The organism is Amycolatopsis sp. NPDC058986 (assembly GCF_042741125.1).
Taxonomy (GTDB): Bacteria; Actinomycetota; Actinomycetes; order Mycobacteriales; family Pseudonocardiaceae; genus Amycolatopsis.
In genome coordinates this window covers 208,944-230,233 of record NZ_JBHYJW010000002.1, presented here as the reverse complement: position 1 = coordinate 230,233, position 21,290 = coordinate 208,944, and the positions used below count along the sequence as shown (strand labels likewise).

Here is a 21,290-nt window from a genome sequence, read left to right as displayed (position 1 = left end):
GCCACCGAAAATGACCACCACGACCACCGGGACGACCCCGATCCGCACGGTCGAACTGGCCGTGTCCGGCATGACCTGCGCCGCCTGCTCGGCACGGGTGGAACGCACACTGAACAAGCTCGACGGCGTCCGCGCCTCGGTCAACTACGCCACAGAACGGGCGACCGTTCAAGCACCCGGGGACATGGCTGACGACGTCCTGCTCGGCCGGATCCGCAAGGCCGGTTACGAGGCGAGGCTCCGGGGCGAGGACGACGCCGAACTCGGGACGGCGAGGGTCGCGGATCTGCGCCGTCGTCTCATCGTGGCGGCGGTGCTGGCGATCCCGCTCGGGAACCTGTCCATCACGCTCGCACTGGTGCCCTCGCTGCGATTCCCCGGCTGGCAACTGCTCTGTCTCGCGCTGGCCTTCCCGGTCGTGTTCTGGTCCGCGCTGCCGTTCCACCGTGCGGCACTGCGGAATCTGCGGCATCGATCGTCCAGTATGGACACTCTGGTGTCGATCGGCGTGCTCGCGTCGTTCGCCTGGTCCGGCTGGGCGACGCTCTTCGGCGGGCACGAGCCCGGCTACTGGATCGGCTTCGGCCCCACGGCGGCCGGGGCGGACGCGATCTACCTCGACGTCGCGGCGGGCGTGACCACCTTCCTGCTCGCCGGACGCTACTTCGAGAGCCGGTCACGACGCAGCGCCGCAGGGCTGCTCGCCGCGCTGGATGCGTTGGCTGCCAAGGACGTCCGGGTGCTACGCGACGGCGTCGAGCGGATGGTGCCGATCGGTGAGCTGGCCGTCGGCGATCTCTTCGTGGTCAAGCCGGGGGAGTCCATCGCTGCCGACGGCGTTGTCGACAGTGGATTGTCCACAGTGGATGTCAGTGCGGTGACCGGTGAGCCGGTGCCCGCCGAGGTCGGGCCGGGTGACCGGGTGATCGGCGCCGGGATCAACCGCGACGGACGGCTGATCGTCCGGGCGACCGCGGTCGGCGCGCACACCCAGCTCGCGCAGATGACCGCGCTCGCCGAGCGCGCGCAGGCCCGCAAGGCCAACGTACAGCGGCTCGTGGACCGGATCTGCGCGGTGTTCGTCCCGGTGGTGCTGGGCCTGGCCGTGCTCACCCTCGCGGGCTGGCTGCTGACCGGGCAGCCGGTGCGGGACGCGTTCACGGCCGCGGTCTCGGTGCTCATCATCGCCTGCCCGTGCGCGCTCGGCCTGGCGACGCCGACCGCGCTGATGGCGGGGGTCGGCCGGGGCGCCCAGCTCGGCATCCTCATCAAGGGGCCGGACGCGCTGGAGGCCAGCCGCTCGGTCGACACCGTGGTGCTGGACAAGACAGGCACGGTCACCACCGGCCGGATGACGGTCACCGGGCACTATCCGGCGGACGGGTTCACCTCGGCCGAACTGCTGCGGTTCGCCGGGGCGGTCGAAGCCGGTTCGGAGCACGCGATCGCGGCGGCCGTGGTCACCGCGGCGAAGGCCGAACTGCCGGAGCTGCCCGACGTCACGGAGTTCGCCGCGCTGCCGGGGCTCGGTGCGCAGGGGACGGTCGAAGGTCACGACGTCAAGGTCGGCAGCCCGCGGCTGTTCCCCGACGTTCCGGGAGACGTCGGGGAACAGCTCGCCGCCGCCGAGGGGGACGGGGCGACGGCGGTCCTTGTCGCGGTGGACGCGCGGATCGCCGGGCTGCTGGTGATCCGCGACGTCGTCAAGCCGTCCGCGCGCGCCGCGGTGGCCGCGTTGCACGACCTCGGTCTGCGGACGGTCCTGCTGACCGGCGACAACGAGACCGCGGCCCGGGTTGTCGCGGCCGAGGTCGGCATCGACGACGTCCGTGCCGGGGTGCTGCCCGCGGAGAAGGCCGAGGCCGTCGAAGCGTTGCGCGCCGGGGGAGCGCGGGTCGCGATGGTCGGCGACGGGATCAACGACGGCCCCGCGCTCGCGACCGCCGACCTCGGCATGGCGATGGCCAGGGGCAGCGACATCGCGCTGCGCTCGGCCGACGTCGTGCTCGTGCGCGACGACCTGCGCGTGGTGCCCGACGCGATCCGGCTGGCGAACCGCACGTTGCGCGTCATCCGTGGCAATCTGCTGTGGGCCTTCGGCTACAACGTCGCGGCGATCCCCCTCGCCGCGCTCGGGCTGCTGAACCCGCTCATCGCCGGCGCGGCGATGTCGCTGTCGTCGGTACTGGTGGTCTCGAACAGCCTGCGCCTGCGCTCCTTCGAGGGAAGCCGCGTAGACGGTCCGTGAATGCCACATTGAGGGACTCTGATTCCCTCAATGTGGCATTCACGGACAGTGCAGCACGGTGGCGAGGGTGTGGGCGATGTCCTCGGCGGCCAGGCCCGGTTCCGGGCCGCACAGGCAGGACCAGCTGAGTTCGCCGTTGTCGGCGAGCCGGACCTCACCGCGTGACGGCCGGGACGGATCGGACACGGCCAGCTCGACACAGACGCGCCACGCCACCGCGTCCTCGCTCACGACCAGGCGCACCGCCAGGCCGAGCGCGTGCAGCGCGGCGCCGACCGTGCGGCGCAGGGTGTCCCGCGGCGCCGGGGAGAAATCCAGCCCGGCAAGGTCTTCCGCGCCGATCAGCAGCAGGATCGTCCGGATGATGCGGACCGGGTCGTCGCACTGGGCCGGCGGCAGCCGGAAGGCCCACACCACCTGCCCGTAGGCGTCGGCGTAGAACTCGCCCCCGGCGCCGGGCAGGGTCAGCCAGTGCTCCTCTTCGATCGCCGACGGGATTCCCCGTTTCGCGAGCCGGTCCGCGACGAGCCGGACGACGGAATGGTCGTCGGTGTCCCCGGCGGTGCTGCTGGCGTCGGTCAAGGTGGCGGCCATGGGCGTTTCTCCTTTGTTTTTCCCGATCGCGGATCCCTCCGGTTCCGCGCTGTCCACTCTCGCCGCATCGGGCTAGGATGACAATCAGTGACACGATATAGGCCGTGCGTGATCACCCCGCTGTCATCACCGAACGATGTGAGACTGACCATGGCACGCAAACGCCGCACCGCACTGGAAGCATGGGGTAGGGAACTGGCGCTGGCCAGGGATGGGAAATCGCTGAGCCAGGAGGAACTGGCCAAGGCCGTGTTCGTGTCCCAGTCACTCGTCGCGATGTGGGAGACCGGGAAACGCACTCCGAAAGCTGATGATCTCGCCCGCTGCGAGGAAATCCTTGGCACCACTGGTTTTCTCGCGCGAATGCTCGCCGAACTGGTGGCGCGCGAGGTCTCGCACGAATGGCTGGACCGATGGATAGAGGTGGAGGAAAGCGCCACTACGCTGCTGTGGTTCGAATCAACGGTCATTCCGGGATTGCTGCAAACCCCGGACTACGCGCGGGCGATCCTGGATTCCGAGGAACTGGTGGCCGCCCGGCTCGAACGCCAGCGGGTGCTGGACGAGGGCGAGCCGCCGATGCTAGTGGTGCTGCTGTCCGAGTCGGTGCTGCGTCAGCAGGTGGGCGGTGCCGAGGTACTGAGCGAACAGCTGCGGCATCTCGCGGAGATGGCGCAGCGGCGCAACATCTCGGTGCAGGTGGTGCCGCCGGACGCTCCGGCCTGCAGTAAGTTCATTGGTCATTTCGTCGTGGCCAGCCTCGACGGTGCCCCGGACGTGGCGTATGTTGACAACCAGCTTCGCGGAGAGGTCGTCGAGGGCCACGCCGACGTGGCGGCCCTGCGCCGGACGTTCGAGTACTTTCGCGCGGACGCCCTCTCCCACCGGCAGACCATCGACCTGATCGAGAAAGAGGCGGACCAGTGCATCACCCCCTGACCTGGCGGAAGTCCTCCTACAGCGGGTCCAACGGTGGTACCTGCGTGGAGGTCGCATACCAGCCGGGCCATGCTCATGTCCGCGATTCGAAGACTCCGGACACCGGCAGTCTCACCGTCAGCGCTGCCGCCTGGCGTACCTTCACCGCCACCCTGCGTCCCCGGTAGATCGGCTTGAAAGGGGAGGACCGATGCGTCACTCTCTGACTTGGCGGAAGTCCTCCTACAGCACGGCCAACGGCGGTGCCTGTGTGGAGGTCGCGTACCAGCCTGGCCGCGCTCATGTCCGTGATTCGAAGACTCCGCACACCGGCAGTCTCATCGTCCCCGCTGCCGCTTGGCGCACCTTCACCAGCACTCTGCGTCCCCGGTAACCTCACGCGACGTAGTGGCTGGGGCGGCCGTCGCGGTAGGCGAGCGTGCCGAGCGCGCGGGCACGGTGGTGCGGCAGCAGTGTCGGCGTGCCGTCGGCGCGGAGTAGGACGCAGGAATGCCACGGCGTCGTCCACTGGTCGTCGACGTCGAGCAGCCGGATGCCGAACTTCGCCGCGCCCGGCGGCTGCGGATGGATCGAAAGCCGTACCGAGCGCGGAAAACGGGCCGCGATCAGGCTGCTCCACGCATTGCTGCGCTGGATGACGCCGTAGGCACGGCGTCGGCATTCCCGTTGCAGCGCGGATTTCGTGCCGGTGTGGCCGACGGTGTCCTCGACGAGGAACCGCGTGATGCCCCGGTAGAGCCGGGTCATGTTCTCATCGTGGTGGACCTGGGCGCGGAGATCGTCCACTGTGGGCGCGAACTCTTCGTGTACCCGGCGCCGCTTCTCGTCGTAACCGGTCTCGCCGAGGACGTCGCCCAGATCGAACGTCTCCAGGCAGGTCCTGCGTTCGGCGTGGATCATCGCGCGCAGTGCGGTTCCGTAGGCGTCGATCGTCCCGTCCGCGACGCCGATGTGATCGCCGAAGATGTGGCCGTCGGAGCAGATCAGCATGCGCGCGCCGGGTGGGTAGACCGCTTCGATCGTGGCGCAGAGTTCGTCGAGGAACCGCAGGGAAAGGCGCTCGCCCTCGTCCGGCAGCGGGCCGAGCACCTTGTCCGGATTCGGGGACTTGCAGGGGAAACCGGGCAGCGTGAACAGAATCGGTTCGCCGGTGCGGACGAACGCCGCGAGCTGGGCCAGCTGCGGTCTGAACGCTTCCGGCTGCGAGACCGTGTCACCGCGGACGTGACGGCGATGGGGCAGCAGCAGGCGCAGGATGTCCGCCGTGGTTCTCTCCACAGTGGACGGTGTCGCGGTGAGCACAGATCTCCTCGGCAAGTGGGCTGAAGGGGACTTTCGTCGCATGCGATGCGAGGAAAGTCCCCTTCAGCTCACGCGGTCGTAGGTGACGGGCAGGCTGTTGACGCCCCGGGCGAGGACGGCGGGGACCCACGCGATGGCGTCCGGGTCCCCGGCGAACCGCAGGCCGGGCAGGCGGCGCAGCAGCGTGTCGAGGGCGATCCGGAGTTCCGCGCGGGCGAGCGCGGCGCCGGGGCAGAAGTGGATGCCGTGCCCGAACGCCAGATGCGGGTTGGGGGAGCGAGTGAAGTCGAGTTCGTCGGCGTTCTCGAACCGCCGCGGGTCCCGGTTGGCCGCGCACAACGAGACGATCACCGAGTCGCCCGCCGGAATCCGGGTGCCGTGCAGTTCGCTGTCCTCGGCGAAGAAACGCCAGGTCGTCAACTCGAACGCGGAGTCGAACCGCAGGAGTTCCTCCACTGCCGACGGCAGCAGCTCGGGATCGTCCCGGAGTTCGGCCAGCTTTTCGGGGCGCCGCAACAACGTCATGAGGGCGGTACTGATCTGGTTGGTGACCGGCTCCTGCCCGGCCACGAGCAGCTGGAACACCATGGAGTCCAGCTCTTCCTTGCTCAGCACGCCGTCGTCGTTGGCCCGCACGAGTGTGCTCAGCAGGTCTTCCCCGGAGTTCGCGCGCTTGTCCGCGGTGACGTCGGCGATGTAGCCCTGCAACCCGCGCAGCAGCGCTTCGTACTGAGGCCTGCCCGGATCGGTCGGTCCGACCGGCTGGACGACCTTGCCCCATTCGCGACGGAAACCCTTAGCCAGCACCGAGGGCAGCCCGATCACCTCGGCCAGCACCCGGAACGGGAAGTGCGCGGCGAACCCGGCGACGAGATCGGCCGGACCTTCGGGCGGCAGCGCGTCGACCAGTTCGTCCGCCAGCTCACGGAAACGGGGGCGCAGGGCCTCGATCCGCCGTGGCGCGAACCATTCCAGCGTGAGCTTGCGCATTTCCGTGTGCTTCGGCGGATCCTGGTGCAGAAGGTGGACCTGGAGCTGCGAATGCTGCGGTTCCGGCATGATCGACGCGCGGGCCCGCCACCGGTCATTACCCCGGGAGTGGTTTTTGCCGAGGCGTTCGTCGTTCAACGCCGAGTGCGCGGCGTCGTAGCCGGTGACAAGCCAGGCTTGCACACCGCTCGGGAATTCGACCGCGTGCACCGGACACTTCTCGCGGAGTTCGGCGTACAGCGGGTACGGGTCGGTCTTGTATTCGGTGCCGTACAACGGAACGGGCACGGGTTTCTCCTTCACAGCGTGATCCTCGGGCGGTGGTGGTCGAGCCAGAGCCCGAGGTCCACGACCCGTTCGAGTCGCAACCGGTGGCCCCAGGCGAGCTTCTCCGGTGCGCAGTCGAGCACCGGCTTGACCTTCGCCTCGTCGACCAGTCCGCGCAGGGTGTCCGAACCGGACAGTGCTGCCCTGGCCAGGTCTTGGAGCCCGCGGTTGTAGTCCGGGTGATGAGTGGCCGGATAGTGGTTCTTCGGTCGCATGAGGACGGACTCGGGTGCCAGACCGCGGGCCGCGGCACGCAGCACACTCTTCTCCCGGCCGTCGAAAGCCTTGATCCGCCAAGGAATCGAGAAGGCGTACTCGACCAGCCTGTGGTCGCAGTAGGGCACCCGGACCTCCAATCCGCGTGCCATGCTGAGCCGGTCTTTCCGGTGCAGCAGCTGACGCAGCCAGCGGGTCAGTGACAGGTGCTGCAACTCGCGCTGCCGGTACTCGACGGCGTCCTCGCCAGGTAAGTGCGGCACGGCAGCGAGGGCGTCGGTGTAGGTGTCGGCTTGATATTCGCCGATTCGCAGCACCGGTGCGAGGTCGGGATGCATCGGCATCGCGGCTTCGTCGTCGGTCACCAGCAGCCAAGGGAACGTCGTCGCCTCGATCGCGCGTGGCGTGTGGAACCACGGATATCCGGCGAAAACCTCGTCGGCTGCCTCACCGGACAAGGCCACTGTGGAGTGTTCACGAATACGGCCGAACAGCAGGTACAACGACGTGTCCATGTCGCCGACGCCGATCGGCGAATCCCGGCAGGCCACCACCGCGGCGCGATGGTCCGGGTCGAGGAGCAGCTTCGGGTCGAGGACAACGGTGTCGTGCTCGGTGCCGATGAACGCGCCCGCCTCGGTGGCGAACGGGGTGTCGTGCCCGGTGCGCAGGACGTCACCGGTGAACTTCTCGGCCTGATCGCTGTAATCGACGGCGTACGAGCGCAGCGTTGTCCCTGCCTGGCCGAGTTCGTCGGCGGCGAGGGCGGTGACCACAGTGGAATCCAGACCACCGGAGAGAAGGCTGCACAGCGGGACGTCGGCCTCCACTTGCGACCGTGTCGCGGCGTTCAGCAGCTCTGTGACCTTGGCGACGGTCGCGTCCCGATCGTCGGTGTGCTCGTGGACTTCGAGCTGCCAGTACGTCCTTTCGCGACGGCCATCGGGAGTCAGGCTCAACAGCGTGCCCGGAGGAAGCTCCCGTACCCCGGCCCAGAGTGTCGGGCCGGTGTTGAACAGCAGACTGTAGGCCTCGCGCAGCCCAGCAGTGTCCACTGTGGGCTCCAGCTCGGGATGCTCGAACAACGCCTTCGGCTCCGAGGCGAACGCGATACCGCCGTCGATTGCCGACCAGTACAGCGGTTTCACGCCGAGTCGATCGCGGACCAGCAGCAGATGCCGCTTGGTTTCGTCCCAGATGGCGAAGGCGTACATGCCGACGAGCCTGTCGGCCATCGCGTCTCCCCACTCCTGATACGCGCGGAGTACGACCTCGGTATCGCTGCGGGTGGTGAAGTGGTGGCCACGGCGGCGCAGCTCGTCGCGGAGTTCGTGATGGTTGTAGATCTCGCCGCTGTAGGTCAGCACGACATCTTCGCGCACCATCGGCTGAGTGCCGCCCTCGATGTCGAGGACCGCGAGCCGCTGATGTCCGAACGCGGCTTGGCGCGACAGCCAGACACCGCTCGCGTCCGGGCCACGGGGCGTCAACGTGGTCGTCATCGCGCGTAGCGTCGCCGCGCTGCCGTCGGCCAGGCCGTGGTAACACACCCAGCCGGTGATTCCGCACATGGAACGACTCACTTTCCGTTGTTCGGCAAGAGTTTCCGTGGCCGCACGCCGAGCAGAGGAACGGCCACGCAAGCGACGAGCGCGGCCAGCCACAACCCCGCCGCCGGGCTACCCAGTGCCCAGGCCGCGGTGGCGCAGGCCGGGCCGAGGGTGAAGCCGAGGCTGCGGGCGAGCTGGACAGTGGCGCCCGCGGTCGCCATCCGATCCGGTGGCGCGGCGGTGATCACGAGCACCTGCGCGGGACCGCCGTACAGCCCCATTCCGATCCCGGCCACCGCCAGCCGGACCGCGACCGCCGCCGGTGTCCACTGAGGACTCAAAGTGAGCAGGGACAGCAACCCGGCCGCGGTGAGCGTCGCGCCGGCGACGGCGACCGGACGCGGGCCGAACCGGTCGGCCAGCCGTCCGCCGAGCGGCCCCGCCACGCCCATCCCGGCGGCGAACGCGAGCAGTGTCCAGCCGGTCACCGCGGCGCTGATCCCGTCGATTTCCTGCATTCGCAGGCCGACGAGGTAGTTCATCACCGCGAACGCCATTGCCAGCGCGAGCACCGCGGCCTGCACCCCGCCGGTGCCGGAGGCGCGGATCACCTCCCACGACGGCCTTCCGCTGCTGTGGGACCACAGCACCAACGGCGGAATCCCGGCCAGGCACAGCAGCAGCCATCCGGGTTCGGTCGCGCCGAACGTCAAGCCCAGCAAGAACAATCCGATCCCGGAACCGGTCAGTGCGGCACCGCGCAACGACGCCGCGTCCGGACGGACCAACCGCCCGCCGCGTTCGGCGTAGCGCGTGGTCAGGACGAGCGCGGCGAGGCACACCGGGATCTTGACCAGGAACACCGCCCGCCAGCCGAAAGCGTCGATCAACGGCCCGCCGATCGCCGGGCCGAGTACCGCGCCGAGTGGTCCGAGCGTCGCGGGCACGCTCATCGCGCGACCGCGTAATCGTTCGGGTACCGACTGCGCCGCAACGACCGGCATCAGGACGAAGAGGGCCGCGCCGAACAAGCCCTGGGCAATCCTCGCCGCGATCAGCCAGGCAGGCCAAGGCGCGACGGTGGCCAGCAGCCCGCAGGCGCCGAAGCCGGAAACCGCCGTGAGCAATACCGTGCGGAGGGGTGCGGTGTTGAGCCACGTCCCGGCAGGGAGTAACAGCGCGACCACTGGCAGTTGGTAGCCGAGTACGGCCCATTGCGCGGTTTCCGTGGTGGTTTCCAGCTCGCGGGCGACGTCGGCGAGCGCGACGTTCACGATGTTCATGTCGAGCATCGCGATGAACGACACCAGGCCGGCGACCGCGACCAGCGGCCAGTTCGCCGTCCGCCCCCGTGTCATCAGCGCTCCCTCGTCCTTGAAGTTCCCCTTGCCGCCAGAAGTCGGGACCGTTCCGGGGAAAGTTCCCGATCGTGGGACGGAAAGCGGCACGGGTCACAGAAGGTGCCCAAAATTCCGGGAACTTTGCCCCTCGTTCGGGCGACTTCTGCACTGACAACGAATGTCTTGTAAGGAGTACAGCCGTGGGCGCAGCTCATCCGTCGCCGATCCGCCGTGCCGGGGCACTGACCGCGTTGACGCTGGCGGCGGGTCTGTTCCTGACTTCCTGCGTGGGGGAGTCCGCGACTCCGGCCGCCGCGCCTTCGTCCGGAATGGACATGGGCGGGAAGAAGACGGGGCATCCCGCGGCGCCCGCGTGCCCGCCGTTGCCCAAACTGGACACACCGCCGAAGCGGATCGTCACGATGGACGGCGGGGCGGCGGCGATCCTCACCGAACTCGGCCTCGGCGATCGGATCGTCGGCACCGCGGCGCCGGACTTCTTCGCGGCGTTCCCGCCGGACAAGAAGGCCGCGCTGGACAAGATCCCGGTGCTGGACCCTGGTCAGGGCAACGCGGAGAAGGTGATCAACGCGCGTCCGGATCTGGTGGTCGGCCTGTCGACGTACAGCTTCGGCGGTTTCGACGGCACACCCACGGTCGACCGGCTGGCGCAGGCCGGGGCGAAGACGTTGGTGGCCTGCGAGTCCGCGGGCGGTGGACCGGTGAAGGATCTTTCCGTCACCACGAAGTTCATCACCGAAGCGGCCGATGTCCTTGGCGTGGCGGAAAAGGGGAAGCAGCTCGCGGCGCAGGTTCAGTCCGCTGTGGACGGTGCGCGCGGTGGCGGGGGTGCACCGGTAAGGGTACTGGCCGTTTCCGGCCCGCCCGCGCCGGGACAGCCGGTGATGACGCAGGGTGGGACCAGTCTGGCCAACGGGGTCATCACGCTGGCCGGGGGCAAGAACATCGCCGAGGACGCCAGCACCGATTTCGCGAGCCTCAGCTCCGAGGAGGTCGCCGCGCGGGATCCGCAGGCGATCGTGGTGATCTCCGGGTTCGCGCCGGGCAGCGACGCCGATCTGACGGCGGCGATCCGGTCGAGCCCGGTGCTGGCCGGGAGCACCGCGGTCAAGGAGAACCGCCTGGTGGTCGTGCCGCAGAGCATCCTGCTCTCGCCTAGCGTCCTCAATGGACAGGCGGTGGCGACGATCGCCGCGGCGTTGCGCAAACCTGCCGCGTGACGGCGACCGCGTCGCGCCGGGAGCGCGCGCCGCTGCTCGCCACGGCGAATCTCCCGGTGCTCGCCGGGATTCTCCTGCTGCTCGTGGTCGGCTCGATGGTGCTCGCGGTCGGTCTCGGTCCCGTCTCGGTGCCGCCCGGTGAGGTCGCCGACGTTCTCGTGCGGCATCTCTTCGGTGGTGGTGCGCCGGGCAGATTCGACTTCATCGTGTGGGAGTTGCGCGCGCCCCGCGTCGTCGAAGGGGCGTTCGTGGGCGCCGGGCTCGCGGTGGCCGGTGTGCTGACCCAGGCGATGACGCGCAACCCGCTCGGCGAGCCTTACGTGCTGGGGCTTTCGTCGGGCGCGGCGGTCGGGGCTGTGCTGGTGATCACCACGATCGGGTCGGCCGCACTCGGGCTCGTCACGCTGCCCGCCGCCGCGTTCGCCGGTTCGTTGCTCACCGCGGCCGGGGTGTTCCTGCTGGCTCGGGCTGGCAGGGGAACGTCGCCGGGCAGGATGGTGATGGCGGGGATCGCGCTGGCTCAGCTGTTGTCCGGGGTGGTCTCGTTTCTCTTGCTGCGCACGAAGAATCCCGAGGCGCAGCAACAGGTGTTGTTCTGGCTGCTGGGCAGTCTCGCCGGGGCGCAATGGCCGTTGACCGTCGCGTGTGTCGTGCTCGTCGGCGTCCTGCTGGTGGTGTCGTTCGCCGGGGCGGGACGGCTCAATCTGCTGGTGCTCGGCGACGACGGCGCCGCGGCGCTCGGCCTGAACGCGGCCCGGCTCCGGCTCGTCCTCCTCGTGGTGGTGACGTTGCTGACCGGCACCGTCGTCGCCGTGTCCGGCAGCATCGGCTTCGTCGGCCTGGTGGTCCCGAATCTGACCCGGCTGCTCGTCGGCGCGGACCACCGGCGATCGCTCCCGGTGTCGGCACTGCTCGGCGCGCTCGTCCTCGTCTGGGCCGACACCGCCGCCCGGCTCGTGCTGGCGCCGACCGAACTGCCGATCGGCATCCTCACCGCCGCCGTCGGTGTCCCGGTGTTCCTTTTCGTGCTGCGGCGCAGTTCTGCCGGGGTGGTGGGATTGTCGTGAAGCTGGTCTTTGACGGTGTCACCGCCGGATACACCGAAACCCCGGCGGTGCGTGACGTCGACGTCACCATCGCCAGCGGTTCGTTCGTCGCGCTCGTGGGCCCCAACGGCAGCGGGAAGTCCACTTTGCTCAAAACCGTCTACCGGGCGCTAAGACCGTCCGCCGGTCGCGTGGTGCTGGCGGACGACGATCTCTGGCGGCTCCCGCATCGTGACGTCGCCCGGACTGTGGGCGTTCTCGGTCAGGATTCACCAGGCGGCCACGACTTCACCGTGCGCGAATCGGTGGCGCTCGGCCGGTATCCCCACCACGGCACCTTTGCCCGGCTCACCGCCTCGGACGACGAGATCGTGCACGAGTGTCTCGATCGCTGCGGCTGCCTGGAACTGGCGGGGCGGCCTCTGTCCACATTGTCCGGTGGTGAACGTCAGCGCGTTCTGCTCGCGCGGGCGTTGGCGCAACAACCTCGGCTGTTGATCCTCGACGAGCCGACCAACCACCTCGACCCTGCGCACCAGATCTCGGCTCTCGAACTCGCCACCTCGCTCGGCGTGACCGTGCTGGCCGCGCTGCACTCCCTCGACCTCGCGGCGCAGTACGCGGACACCGTGCTGGTGCTGCGCTCTGGCCGTGTTCACCGGGTCGGCGCGCCACGCGAGGTCTTCAAGCCGGGTCTGCTGCGCGAAGTGTTCACTGTGGACGGTTCCCTTGTGGACGATCCGATCACCGGTGCGCCCCGGGTACTGTTGCGCCCTCTCGTCGTCGAAGGTCCGTGAAGGCCTCCTTACCGGCGCTGGGTGCCGGTAAGGAGGCCTTCACGGACCGCTGGTCACCGAGGGGGAAGCAGTGTGACAGTGAACCGGCCCGTGGGGCCGACGTTTCCGGCGGCGTCGGTCGCGCGGTACTCGACGGTGTGCTTGCCGTAGCCGGGTTTCCGTTCGGTGAAGGGCGAAACGGTCAGGCCGTCGGGGCCGAGGTTGCCGTAGGCGAGGCCGTCGATCTCGGTGCCGCGCGCGGTGAAGAGATACGGCGCGTTCGGGTCGGTGGGCCAGCCGTAGTACTTGTGCCAGCCGTCGCCGTCGACGCGGAACTCCGGGATCACCCGCCCCGCCCGGTCGTCGGTCGCGGCGAGCCGCATGGTGAACGGGCCGTCGAAGACGTACTCGGGGTCGCCCGACGCGCCGCCGGTCCGCAGTGCCTTCGAGAGCGTGGCGGTGGTCGCCGGGCCCTGGGCGTCCACGGTCCACGTGCGCGACGTGCTGCCGACCGTCGCGGTCAGGCTGTGGGTGCCGGGGGACAGCTTGCGCGCCTTGAGGTCGAAGTCGCGGTCGTTGCCGTCTACCGGCACCGTGACACCGTCGAGCGTCCAGCGCACGGCCGGGACCGCTCCGGTGGGCTGGCCGGTCTCGACGTACACGACGTCGTTCGCACTGACCGGACGGTCGGTTGGCGTCGACTCGGCGATCGGAGGACCTTCCGCGGGCGGCGTGGTCAGCGACGTGTCGATGGCCCAGGTGCGGGACGCGGTCAGCGCGGCGGACGCACGGACGGCCGGGTCGCGGACGAAGTCCGTCGGATCGGTCACCTTCACCGTCAACGTGTGCTTGCCGTTGGGCAGCCCCGCCTTGCGCAGGTCCACGGCGTGGGCGCGGCCGGGCAGCCGGACGCCGTCGAGCGTCCACGTCACGTCGAGCTGGTGGCTCCCCGGATGCGTCACCGTCGCCCACACGACCCGATCGGCGCCGATGGGCGCCGACGACGGGGTGCCACCGGACAGGATCGGCACCTTGGCCGAGATCCGCTGCGTCATGCGCTCGCGGCTGACCTGGTCGAAGGCGTAGCCGAGGGTCTTCATCATCGAGTGACGGCTCGGCCGCCAGACCCCGGTCCGATCATAGAGGCCGCCTTCGTACCGGCCGATCGTGCCGCCCGATTCGCTGGGTTCGCCCAGCCACCGCCACCATTTCGCCTGGCGCGACCGCATCTGCTGTTCGGTGAGCAGGGTGTGATGCAGCGAGCTGGGCTCGCCGCCGGTGTAGACGCCGCCGGGGACAGCGCGCTGGAGGTAGTCGTATTCGTCGTCGAGCCCGCCGAGCGAATGGCCGATCTCGTGCGGCGAAATGAGGGCGGACAAGGCGTTCCCGCCCGACGCCGTCGCGTACGCGCCACCCGCGCCGCCATACGTACTGCTGTTGCCCAGCCCCAGGATCTGGCGGTTGGCCGACGTGGTGCCCGGCACGAGATCCGCGTACCGCTTGGCCGCGGCCTCGTCCATCGTGAGCAGCCGCTGGACGCCGTTCGGGTCACAGCCGCCCCAGAAACCCATGTTCAGCGGGGTGTTCCGGCGCGGCGAGGACAGCGCGGGATCACAGTCCACACCGGACTCGGGCGAAGCGATCTCCACCGCGTAGACGTTGAAATAGCCGCGGTAGGACTTGAAAGGCTCCAGCGACCACAGCGTGTTGACGTGCTTCTCCACGTCCGCCAGGAACTTCGGTTGTTCGGCGGCGGTGTACCCGTCGCCGAGGAGCACCAGGTTGAACCGGGCCGACGGCGAACCGGTGACCTGCACCGGGACGATCGTGGCGCTCGGCGCCGGGGCGGCTTCGGCGGCGGCCGGGACGAGCAGCGGCAACGTCGCCGCCAGCAGCGCCACGGCGAGTCTTCTGACCAGTGTTTTCCCGGTACCGCGCGGCATCCGGCCACCCCTCGTCGCTTCGGCGATCAGCTCATCCCGGTGTACCGCACCGCGTTCCCGCCCGGAACCCGCCGGAAGTCGGGTCGACGTCCGGTGCATGCTGGGGGCGTCCGCGATCGTGAGGAGTGCCGGGAGAATGAACACCGCCGAAGATACCGTCGCGCTGCTGCACCCGGGTGACATGGGCGCGGCGGTCGGGAAACAGCTGGTGGACAAGGGCATCCGGACGATCTGGATCGCCGGGGGCCGAGGGCCCGCCACCCGGAGGCGGGCCGAGGCGGCGGGCCTGGAACCCCGCGAGGAGCCGCGTGAGCTGGCGGACTGTTCGGTAGTGATCAGCGTGTGCCCGCCGGCCGCCGCTCTGGACGTCGCGGCGTCGGTCGCCGCCGCCGGCTTCCGTGGCGTCTACCTGGACGCGAACGCGATCAGTCCCGAGCACGCCCGGGAGATCGACGCGTTGTTCGCGCGGCGCGGTGGCGTCTCGGTGGTCGACGGCGGGATCGTCGGGCCGCCTCCGCGCGAGGCGGGTACGACGCGGCTTTACCTGTCCGGAGCGGACAGTGCGGTGGTACGGGACCTGTTCGAGGGAACGACACTGCGGCCGATCGTTCTCGGCACCTCGGTCGGCGGGGCGAGCGCACTGAAGCTGTCGTTCGCCGCCTACAACAAGATGACCCACGCGCTGGCCGCGTTGTCGTACTCGGTGGCGGGCCACCACGGTGTCACCGGCGAACTGCGGGAGCTGGCGGCCGCGATGCTCCCGGGAACTCCGTTGGGTACTCCGGATGCCTTGCTCGCCGCGGGAAGGCGGGCTTGGCGCTGGGAAGGTGAGATGGCCGAGATCGCCTCCGCCTGCGAGGGCAGCGGGGCCCCTGGCCTTTTGCCACGAGCGGCCGAGGACCTCTTCGCTCGCTGGGCGAACTGTAAGGACGACGACACCTTGACCTTCGAACGGCTCATGACGGAACTGACCCGGTCAGACGAAGGCTGAACCGCCGTCACGGTCCGGCAGCCGATCGTCCGAAGGCACTGCCGCTGAGGTCGCCGCCTGCGCGAGCAGCGTCAGCGCGTGCTGCGACGCCGAGCCGGGCGGCGCTGTCATCGTGACCAGCATCTGCTCCGGCGCGCGGGCGACGTCGAACGCCTGCTGGGTGAGCGTGAGCGCGCCGACGAGCGGATGCCGCAGCTCGTAGTCGGCGGCGTCGCAGGGCCGGATCCGATGATCGGCCCACAAGGTCGCGAACTCGGGGCTCTTCATGGACAGCTCGCCGATCAGCGCGGCCAGCGCCGCGTCGTCGGGGTACCGGCCGACGGCCAGCCGCAGATTCCCGACCATCGCACGGGCCTTACGGGGCCAATCGGCGTACAGCTCGCGGCTGTGCGCGTCGAGGAAGATCATCCGCGCCATGTTCGGCCGGTCCGCGGGTGTGTCCGGCGCGGCGGCATCGAGGTGCCCGGCCAGCAGCGCGTGGCCGAGCGCGTTCCAGCCCAGGACGTCGGTGCGGCGGCCCTGGACGAGCGCGGGCACGTCGGCGATCAGCCGCAGGAGATCGAGGGTGGCGGGGCTCACCCGCTCCGGCGCGGGCTTCGTGCCTTTGGCCCGCCGGGGAGCCGCGGCGAGGCGGCGGAGGTGGTCGCGTTCGTCCCGATCGAGCCGCAGCACCTCGGCGATCGCGTCGAGCACTCCCGGTGAGGCGCCGCGGGACTGGCCCTGTTCGAGGCGGGTGTAGTAGGAGGCGCTGATTCCCGCGAGCTGGGCGAGTTCCTCCCGGCGCAGGCCCGGCACGCGGCGGCGCTCGCCCAGCGGGGGCAGGCCGACGTCCGCCGGCCGCACCTGGGCCCGGCGGGCCTGCAGGAATTCGCCGAGTGCGCTCATGGACCCGAGTATGCGTGATCTTCCGCGGCCGTAGCCAGACCCTCCGAGTGCTAGGAAGAACCGGGGCTGGGGCCCGGCCCGCTCCGCCTTCAGAGTGACGTCCATGGACACCGCTACGGGCCGGAAGCAGGGTGTGCTGACCGGGGTCGGCATCCTCAGCTTCCTCGGCTGCATCGACCTGACGATCGTCAACACGGCCGCGCCGGACCTCCGCCGGGACCTGGGTGCGACGGTGACGCAGACGCAGCTGGCTGTCAACGTCTTCGTGGTCGCGCTGTCGATGTTCATGGTGACCGCGGGCAGGCTTTCGGACCGCTACGGCCGCCGCCGCGTCCTCTACCTCGGCTCTGTCCTTTTCGGACTGTCGTCGCTGGGCGCGGGACTCGCTTCGGGCGTGGTGCCGCTGATCGCGTTCCGTTTCCTGCAGGGCGCGGCGTGTGCGGTGCTGTACACCAGCTCCAGCACGATCGTGGCCGACGCGTTTCCCGAGGCGCAGCGCGGCAAGGCGATCGGGACGTTGTTCGCGGTCAACGGCATCGGCCTCGCGATCGGCCCGATGCTCGGCGGGCTGATCGTCGGCGCGCTGAGCTGGCACTGGGTCTTCCTGATCAACGTGCCGCTGGTGCTGGTCGCGCTGGCGATCTGCTCGGTCAGCGTGGCGGAGTCACGCGGCGAGGACGACGGGGCGGGGTTCGACTGGCCGGGTCTGCTGCTGCTCATGTTCGGCCTCGCCGGGCTGATCTTCGGCGTCACGTTCGACGACACCTTCGGCTGGTTGTCGTGGCCGGTACTCGGTTCGCTCGGGGTCGGTGTCGCGGCGCTGATCGCGTTCGTGCTCGTCGACCGGCGGGCTTCGCATCCGCTGATCCCGTTCCGGCTGCTGGCCGGACGCCGGTTTCTCAGCGCCGTGGCGTCGGAGTTCGGGCTGGCGTTCTTCTACACCACGGCGTTGTTCCTGATGCCGCTGTACCTGAGCGTCGTGCGGGGCGACGGTGACGTCGCCATCGGCCTGCTGATGCTGCCGACCACCGCGACCGTCGCCGTGCTGTCCCCGGTCGTCGGCCGGGTGGTGGATCGCGTCGGGCCGAGGGCGGTGCTGATCACCGGGTTCGCCGCGTTGACGGCGTCGGCCTTGCTCCAGTCCCGGCTCGGCGTGGGCTCCGGGCTCGCGTATGTCGTGGTCGCGTTCGTGCTGATGGGCGTCGGCTGGGCCTGCGTGCTCGGCCCGTCCGCGGTCATGGCGCTGTCCGCGGTGCCGCCGCGGTTGTCCGGGCTCGCCGTCGGCGCCACGTGGACATTCCACAACTTCGGCGGCGCGATCGGCCTCGCGGTGGGCATGACGCTGTTCCGCGCGTTCGGCACCCTGAGCCCGGAGGGGTTTCCCGCGGGGAACCAGGCGGCGATGTCGCTGCTGACGGGCACGTCACTGGCCGCGCTGCTCGTGCTGGTCGCGTTGGGCCGCCCTCGACGGCGTGCGCGACACTGGTCCGGTGACCAGTGATGCCGATATCCAGGGAACCGACGGCCTGACCGTGGGCCGCACGGCCACGCTCGTCGGGGTGAGCGTGAAGACGCTGCACCACTGGGACACGATCGGCCTCGTGCGCCCGAGCGGGCGGACCTGGGCCGGGTACCGGCTGTACTCGGCGGACGACGTCGCCCGGCTCCACCGGGTCCTCGTCTACCGTGAGCTGGGCTTTCCGCTCGCCGAAATCGGCCGGATCCTCGACGACCCGGACACCGACGCGCGTGCCCACCTGCGACGGCAACGGTCCGAGCTGGTGGCGCGTATTTCCCGTCTTGAGAAGATGGTCGGCGCGGTCGACCGCATGCTGGAGGCCTCGCGCACCGGGATGCGGCTCACGCCGGAGCAGCAGGTCGAAATCTTCGGTGACGACTGGCAGCCTTCGTGGGTCGAGGAGGCTGAAGAACGCTGGGGCGAAAGCGCACAGTGGGCGCAGTACGCCGAACGGGCGGCCAAGCTGACCCCGGAGGACTGGCAGGAGGTCGCGGCCACCACCCGCACGCTGGAAAACGACCTCGGCACCGCGAAACGTGCCGGCGTGGCCCCCGGCTCGGAGGAGGCGAACGCCCTCGCCGAGCGCCACCGCGCGTTGCTCTCGGGGTATTTCGACTGCACCCACTCGATGCAGGCGTGCCTCGGACGGATGTTCGTCGCCGATGAGGGCTACACGGCGCACTACGACGCGCTCGCACCCGGTCTGACCGCCTGGCTGCGGGACGTGATCTTCGCGAACGCGGCGGACCATGGTGTCGATCCGGAGACCGCGACCTGGGAGTGAGCGCACGGCGTCAGCGGCGCGGCGAACCCACCGTCGCGGAGACGGCCGCGGCGATCGCAGTGAGGAACGCGAAGATCACGGCCAGCCCGGCCGGCACCCCGTTGCTCTTGTGGAAACCGAGCACGAAGTCGAGGTGGGCACCGAAGCTCGTGCCCGGCGGCAGCGGCACGACCATGCTCACCACCGCATACAGCACGCCCAGCCCGAACAGCGTCCACGCCGCCCAGACTCGCCGTGCGAGCAGAAAACCGGCAGGCACGACCAGGACGAAGGCGGAGAGCAGGCCCGCCACGACGTTCAACCACACCATGGCCGACCACTCGTCGAACGGACCGCCGATCAGCACGTTCGCGAAGACGAACCACAGCAGCGCGATCGCCGTGCAGCCCGCGAGGACGGCCGCGACCACACCGGCCGGGAGGTTCGCCCGGCGCCGGACCGGCGCGGGGGTCTGCGGCGGGGTCGGCGGCGGGAAACCCTGTGGCACGGACATCCGGGGCTCCTGACGATCGCGGGTGGGTGCGAGCTTCTCATCTCCCCGTCGTCGCGATCCACCCGGCTGGCCGGTTCTGACCGGTTCTGGCCGTGGGGCGTGGCGCCCAGTGCTGCCGCGTCGGTGTCGGGAACGACGCGTTCGAGACGCTCACCGTCCCCAACGGAGCGTTCGAGACACTGCGACCCAGCGGTGGATCCAGGATGAACGTCCTGAACGACGCGTTCAGGACGTGGGCCCGGTGCGGAGCGACTGTGAAGGGGACGCCGGGTCGCAGCCTCTGTCCACACAGGACTCAGGTGCCGGTAAGGTCGCCTTGAGGGCGTCTGACGCCTGCAAGGTGGCCTTACCGGCGCCACGACACCCGGAAATCGTGGCTTGGTTGGGCCACGGACCTGCCCGGCCGTGCGCACCCACCGTCGAGGTCGCCGACAAACCGGCGTGGCGTCTGGCCGGACAAGCGTTGTGGCGGGAGGCGCTCACTGTCGACGCCCGCGACGACCCCGCGATGCAGTCCATGCAAGAGGAGGCGCAACGAATCCTGGCCACCGCGAACGCGCCTCGTAGTGGGCGTGACGATCCAACGCGGTGAGCCGAATGGAGCAGCATTTCCGGCAGGACGCGCTGTGCTAAGATATTTCATTTCGCGCAGCGGGAGGAAATCCCATGTCCGCCATCATGACTGTCGCTGGTCTGGTCGCTTCGCTGCTCATTTCACCGCAGGCCGGTTCCGGCCCTCCTCCCGATAAGGTCATCATCGACGTCGCCGTCATGAACGGCACGGCGTGCCCTCCCGGAAGTGCCGCCGTCGTCGTCGCACCCGACAACACGAGTTTCACCGTCACTTATCGCCGGGCCGCCGCGCTGGCCGATGTCCGGCGCAACTGCCAGATCAGCCTGCGGATACATTCCCCGGGATTCACCTATGCCATCGCCGAGGCGGACCACCGAGGGGATCTCGTCCTCGACAACGGCGTGCGGGCGGTGTTGTCGGCGAACTACTACTTCCAGGGAATGAGTCCGCAAACGCCGGTGACCCAGTCGTTCACCGGCCCGTTCGCGGACGCATGGGAACTGCTCGACAAACCCGATATCGCGCACTTGGTCTATCTGCCCTGCGGTGAAGAGCGTAACCTCAACTCCACGGTGGACCTGCGGTTGAGCCCCGGCACACCCGATCCGAGGAAGAATTTCGTGACCTTGGATTCGACGGTCTTCCGCTTCGCCTGGAAGAGCTGCCTCAGCCGCATTTCCCGGTGAGCCATTTCTTGTAGTCCGCGGTCCAGCTGGTCGCCACGCGTTTCGGGGCCTTGTCGAGGTTCGCCTGCCAGCTCGCCACATTGCCCTTGAACGAAGGCGGCGGTTCCTCCCACTGCACGGTGTCCGGCCACGAAGGCCCGCCGCCGAGGACGGCGGGAAAGGTGCCCGCGGCGACTCGTGCCTTGAGCGCGGCGGCGATGTCCGGGTCATGGGAGTACACGGTGATCGGCTGGGTCCGGTAGCGCTCGGTGACCGGATCGGTGATCTCGCTCCATGCCTTGGCCTTCACCGCGGCCGAGCCGTCGAGCAGGAAGACCCGGTTCTCGCTCTTGATCTCCAGCTGGGCGTACGCGCCTTTCGCTTTCACGTGATCGAGCCATTGACGCAGCGAGTAGATCGTCTCGCCCTTGTACGGGCCCCACTGCAGCGTCCGGCCCTGCAGCTTGTCCGCGCCGGTGGACCAGTAGACGTCGGAGATGTCCTTCTTGGTGCCGTTGAGTCCCCAAGTCGACTTGTTGTGCCACATCACGGCCTTGCCGCTGACACTGCCGTCGCTCTGCGCGGCGACCTTGGTCAGCCGGACGTCCGCCTCGAACCCGCCGGAACCCTGCGCGATGAGGGAGTCGACGGCCTTGAGGTTGTTGGGCGCGCGCAGCTGGTCGCGTTTCCAGGCGTCGGTCCCGCTCGGGTAGCCGCCGTGGCTGACGATGACCGGGCACGCGGGCAGGGCGTTCGCGGGTGCCGCGGCGCCCAGCAGCGTCCCGGCCGCGAGGACGGCCGACGCTGTGATGTTCCAGAGCTTCATCCGGAGACCCTCTCGCAACGGCGTACAGAAGACGTACAACG

The 21,290-nt window shown here is 69.5% G+C and carries 20 protein-coding genes; 11 read left to right on the top strand and 9 right to left on the bottom strand.

Annotated features, from left to right (window positions below):
• Positions 1-10 precede the first annotated feature (10 nt).
• Positions 11-2,248: a heavy metal translocating P-type ATPase gene (locus tag ACFW0G_RS03005; protein ID WP_378322985.1), complete on the top strand. Its 2,238-nt coding sequence runs from the start codon at positions 11-13 to the stop codon at positions 2,246-2,248.
• Positions 2,249-2,287: 39 nt separating this feature from the next.
• Here ACFW0G_RS03005 and ACFW0G_RS03000 read toward each other — a convergent pair whose 3' ends face one another.
• Positions 2,288-2,842, bottom strand: a complete 555-nt coding sequence (locus ACFW0G_RS03000; RefSeq protein ID WP_378322984.1) for a hypothetical protein — start codon at positions 2,840-2,842, stop codon at positions 2,288-2,290.
• A 108-nt stretch (positions 2,843-2,950) separates the two neighbouring features.
• Here ACFW0G_RS03000 and ACFW0G_RS02995 point away from each other — a divergent pair, with 108 nt between their 5' ends.
• Genes ACFW0G_RS02995 through ACFW0G_RS02985 form a run of 3 tightly spaced genes read left to right on the top strand, consistent with a single transcriptional unit; the run spans position 2,951 to position 4,154 of the window.
• Positions 2,951-3,781, top strand: a complete 831-nt coding sequence (locus ACFW0G_RS02995; RefSeq protein ID WP_378322983.1) for a Scr1 family TA system antitoxin-like transcriptional regulator — start codon at positions 2,951-2,953, stop codon at positions 3,779-3,781.
• The gene (locus ACFW0G_RS02990) at positions 3,766-3,948 is read left to right on the top strand and encodes a DUF397 domain-containing protein (protein ID WP_378322981.1); all 183 of its coding nucleotides are present in this window, start codon (positions 3,766-3,768) and stop codon (positions 3,946-3,948) included. The genes ACFW0G_RS02995 and ACFW0G_RS02990 overlap by 16 nt, the downstream gene beginning before the upstream one ends.
• Before the next feature lie 23 nt (positions 3,949-3,971).
• Positions 3,972-4,154: a DUF397 domain-containing protein gene (locus tag ACFW0G_RS02985; protein WP_378322979.1), complete on the top strand. Its 183-nt coding sequence runs from the start codon at positions 3,972-3,974 to the stop codon at positions 4,152-4,154.
• A gap of 2 nt (positions 4,155-4,156) precedes the next feature.
• On the opposite strand, the gene ACFW0G_RS02980 is transcribed toward ACFW0G_RS02985, so the two are convergent.
• From ACFW0G_RS02980 to ACFW0G_RS02965, 4 genes are all read right to left on the bottom strand, one after another.
• Positions 4,157-5,083: an L-tyrosine/L-tryptophan isonitrile synthase family protein gene (locus ACFW0G_RS02980; protein WP_378322978.1), complete on the bottom strand. Its 927-nt coding sequence runs from the start codon at positions 5,081-5,083 to the stop codon at positions 4,157-4,159.
• Between the two features lie 63 nt (positions 5,084-5,146).
• Positions 5,147-6,361, bottom strand: a complete 1,215-nt coding sequence (locus ACFW0G_RS02975; RefSeq protein WP_378322977.1) for a cytochrome P450 — start codon at positions 6,359-6,361, stop codon at positions 5,147-5,149.
• Between the two features lie 11 nt (positions 6,362-6,372).
• Positions 6,373-8,187 carry an asparagine synthase (glutamine-hydrolyzing) gene (gene asnB, locus ACFW0G_RS02970; RefSeq protein WP_378322975.1) on the bottom strand — a complete coding sequence of 605 codons (1,815 nt, stop codon included), beginning with the start codon at positions 8,185-8,187 and terminating at the stop codon, positions 6,373-6,375.
• 8 nt (positions 8,188-8,195) lie between these two features.
• On the bottom strand, positions 8,196-9,524 hold the full coding sequence (locus ACFW0G_RS02965; protein ID WP_378322974.1) for an MFS transporter: 1,329 nt from the start codon (positions 9,522-9,524) through the stop codon (positions 8,196-8,198).
• A gap of 182 nt (positions 9,525-9,706) precedes the next feature.
• Here ACFW0G_RS02965 and ACFW0G_RS02960 point away from each other — a divergent pair, with 182 nt between their 5' ends.
• Genes ACFW0G_RS02960 through ACFW0G_RS02950 form a run of 3 tightly spaced genes read left to right on the top strand, consistent with a single transcriptional unit; the run spans position 9,707 to position 12,590 of the window.
• Entirely contained in the window at positions 9,707-10,747 is a 1,041-nt protein-coding gene (locus ACFW0G_RS02960) for an ABC transporter substrate-binding protein (RefSeq protein WP_378322973.1), read from the top strand.
• Positions 10,744-11,814, top strand: coding sequence for a FecCD family ABC transporter permease (locus ACFW0G_RS02955; protein WP_378322971.1), 1,071 nt, complete (start codon positions 10,744-10,746; stop codon positions 11,812-11,814). The genes ACFW0G_RS02960 and ACFW0G_RS02955 overlap by 4 nt, the downstream gene beginning before the upstream one ends.
• Positions 11,811-12,590, top strand: coding sequence for an ABC transporter ATP-binding protein (locus tag ACFW0G_RS02950; protein ID WP_378322970.1), 780 nt, complete (start codon positions 11,811-11,813; stop codon positions 12,588-12,590). The genes ACFW0G_RS02955 and ACFW0G_RS02950 overlap by 4 nt, the downstream gene beginning before the upstream one ends.
• 53 nt (positions 12,591-12,643) lie before the next feature.
• On the opposite strand, the gene ACFW0G_RS02945 is transcribed toward ACFW0G_RS02950, so the two are convergent.
• On the bottom strand, positions 12,644-14,656 hold the full coding sequence (locus tag ACFW0G_RS02945) for a M64 family metallopeptidase (RefSeq protein WP_378322969.1): 2,013 nt from the start codon (positions 14,654-14,656) through the stop codon (positions 12,644-12,646).
• On the opposite strand from ACFW0G_RS02945, the gene ACFW0G_RS02940 reads away from it, so the two are divergent.
• The gene (locus tag ACFW0G_RS02940) at positions 14,649-15,503 is read left to right on the top strand and encodes a DUF1932 domain-containing protein (protein WP_378322968.1); all 855 of its coding nucleotides are present in this window, start codon (positions 14,649-14,651) and stop codon (positions 15,501-15,503) included. The genes ACFW0G_RS02945 and ACFW0G_RS02940 overlap by 8 nt on opposite strands.
• Here the strand turns inward: ACFW0G_RS02940 and ACFW0G_RS02935 are convergent.
• Positions 15,489-16,388 carry a helix-turn-helix domain-containing protein gene (locus tag ACFW0G_RS02935; protein WP_378322967.1) on the bottom strand — a complete coding sequence of 300 codons (900 nt, stop codon included), beginning with the start codon at positions 16,386-16,388 and terminating at the stop codon, positions 15,489-15,491. The genes ACFW0G_RS02940 and ACFW0G_RS02935 overlap by 15 nt on opposite strands.
• 103 nt (positions 16,389-16,491) lie before the next feature.
• Between ACFW0G_RS02935 and ACFW0G_RS02930 the strand changes: the two genes are divergently transcribed.
• Positions 16,492-17,889: an MFS transporter gene (locus ACFW0G_RS02930; protein WP_378322966.1), complete on the top strand. Its 1,398-nt coding sequence runs from the start codon at positions 16,492-16,494 to the stop codon at positions 17,887-17,889.
• Positions 17,879-18,691, top strand: coding sequence for a MerR family transcriptional regulator (locus ACFW0G_RS02925; protein WP_378322965.1), 813 nt, complete (start codon positions 17,879-17,881; stop codon positions 18,689-18,691). Before ACFW0G_RS02930 ends, ACFW0G_RS02925 begins: the two co-directional genes overlap by 11 nt.
• A 10-nt stretch (positions 18,692-18,701) precedes the next feature.
• Here ACFW0G_RS02925 and ACFW0G_RS02920 read toward each other — a convergent pair whose 3' ends face one another.
• The gene (locus tag ACFW0G_RS02920; RefSeq protein ID WP_378322963.1) at positions 18,702-19,184 is read right to left on the bottom strand and encodes a hypothetical protein; all 483 of its coding nucleotides are present in this window, start codon (positions 19,182-19,184) and stop codon (positions 18,702-18,704) included.
• Positions 19,185-19,850: 666 nt separating this feature from the next.
• Between ACFW0G_RS02920 and ACFW0G_RS02915 the strand changes: the two genes are divergently transcribed.
• The gene (locus ACFW0G_RS02915; RefSeq protein WP_378322962.1) at positions 19,851-20,444 is read left to right on the top strand and encodes a DUF4360 domain-containing protein; all 594 of its coding nucleotides are present in this window, start codon (positions 19,851-19,853) and stop codon (positions 20,442-20,444) included.
• Here ACFW0G_RS02915 and ACFW0G_RS02910 read toward each other — a convergent pair.
• Complete coding sequence (locus ACFW0G_RS02910; protein WP_378322961.1) at positions 20,425-21,249, bottom strand: hypothetical protein; 825 nt, start codon at positions 21,247-21,249, stop codon at positions 20,425-20,427. The two genes, ACFW0G_RS02915 and ACFW0G_RS02910, sit on opposite strands and share 20 nt — an antisense overlap.
• Between the last annotated feature and the right edge of the window lie 41 nt (positions 21,250-21,290).

What these genes read in the sequence shown, in the direction of transcription:
- ACFW0G_RS03000 (WP_378322984.1), bottom strand. Translation starts at nt 2,842, where the DNA reads ATGGCCGCCACCTTGACCGACGCCAGCAGCACCGCCGGGGACACCGAC.
- ACFW0G_RS02915 (WP_378322962.1), top strand. Translation starts at nt 19,851, where the DNA reads ATGTCCGCCATCATGACTGTCGCTGGTCTGGTCGCTTCGCTGCTCATT.
- ACFW0G_RS02985 (WP_378322979.1), top strand. Translation starts at nt 3,972, where the DNA reads ATGCGTCACTCTCTGACTTGGCGGAAGTCCTCCTACAGCACGGCCAAC.
- ACFW0G_RS02935 (WP_378322967.1), bottom strand. Translation starts at nt 16,388, where the DNA reads ATGAGCGCACTCGGCGAATTCCTGCAGGCCCGCCGGGCCCAGGTGCGG.
- ACFW0G_RS02940 (WP_378322968.1), top strand. Translation starts at nt 14,649, where the DNA reads ATGAACACCGCCGAAGATACCGTCGCGCTGCTGCACCCGGGTGACATG.
- ACFW0G_RS02910 (WP_378322961.1), bottom strand. Translation starts at nt 21,249, where the DNA reads ATGAAGCTCTGGAACATCACAGCGTCGGCCGTCCTCGCGGCCGGGACG.
- ACFW0G_RS03005 (WP_378322985.1), top strand. Translation starts at nt 11, where the DNA reads ATGACCACCACGACCACCGGGACGACCCCGATCCGCACGGTCGAACTG.
- ACFW0G_RS02965 (WP_378322974.1), bottom strand. Translation starts at nt 9,524, where the DNA reads ATGACACGGGGGCGGACGGCGAACTGGCCGCTGGTCGCGGTCGCCGGC.
- ACFW0G_RS02930 (WP_378322966.1), top strand. Translation starts at nt 16,492, where the DNA reads ATGGACACCGCTACGGGCCGGAAGCAGGGTGTGCTGACCGGGGTCGGC.
- asnB (WP_378322975.1), bottom strand. Translation starts at nt 8,187, where the DNA reads ATGTGCGGAATCACCGGCTGGGTGTGTTACCACGGCCTGGCCGACGGC.
- ACFW0G_RS02920 (WP_378322963.1), bottom strand. Translation starts at nt 19,184, where the DNA reads ATGTCCGTGCCACAGGGTTTCCCGCCGCCGACCCCGCCGCAGACCCCC.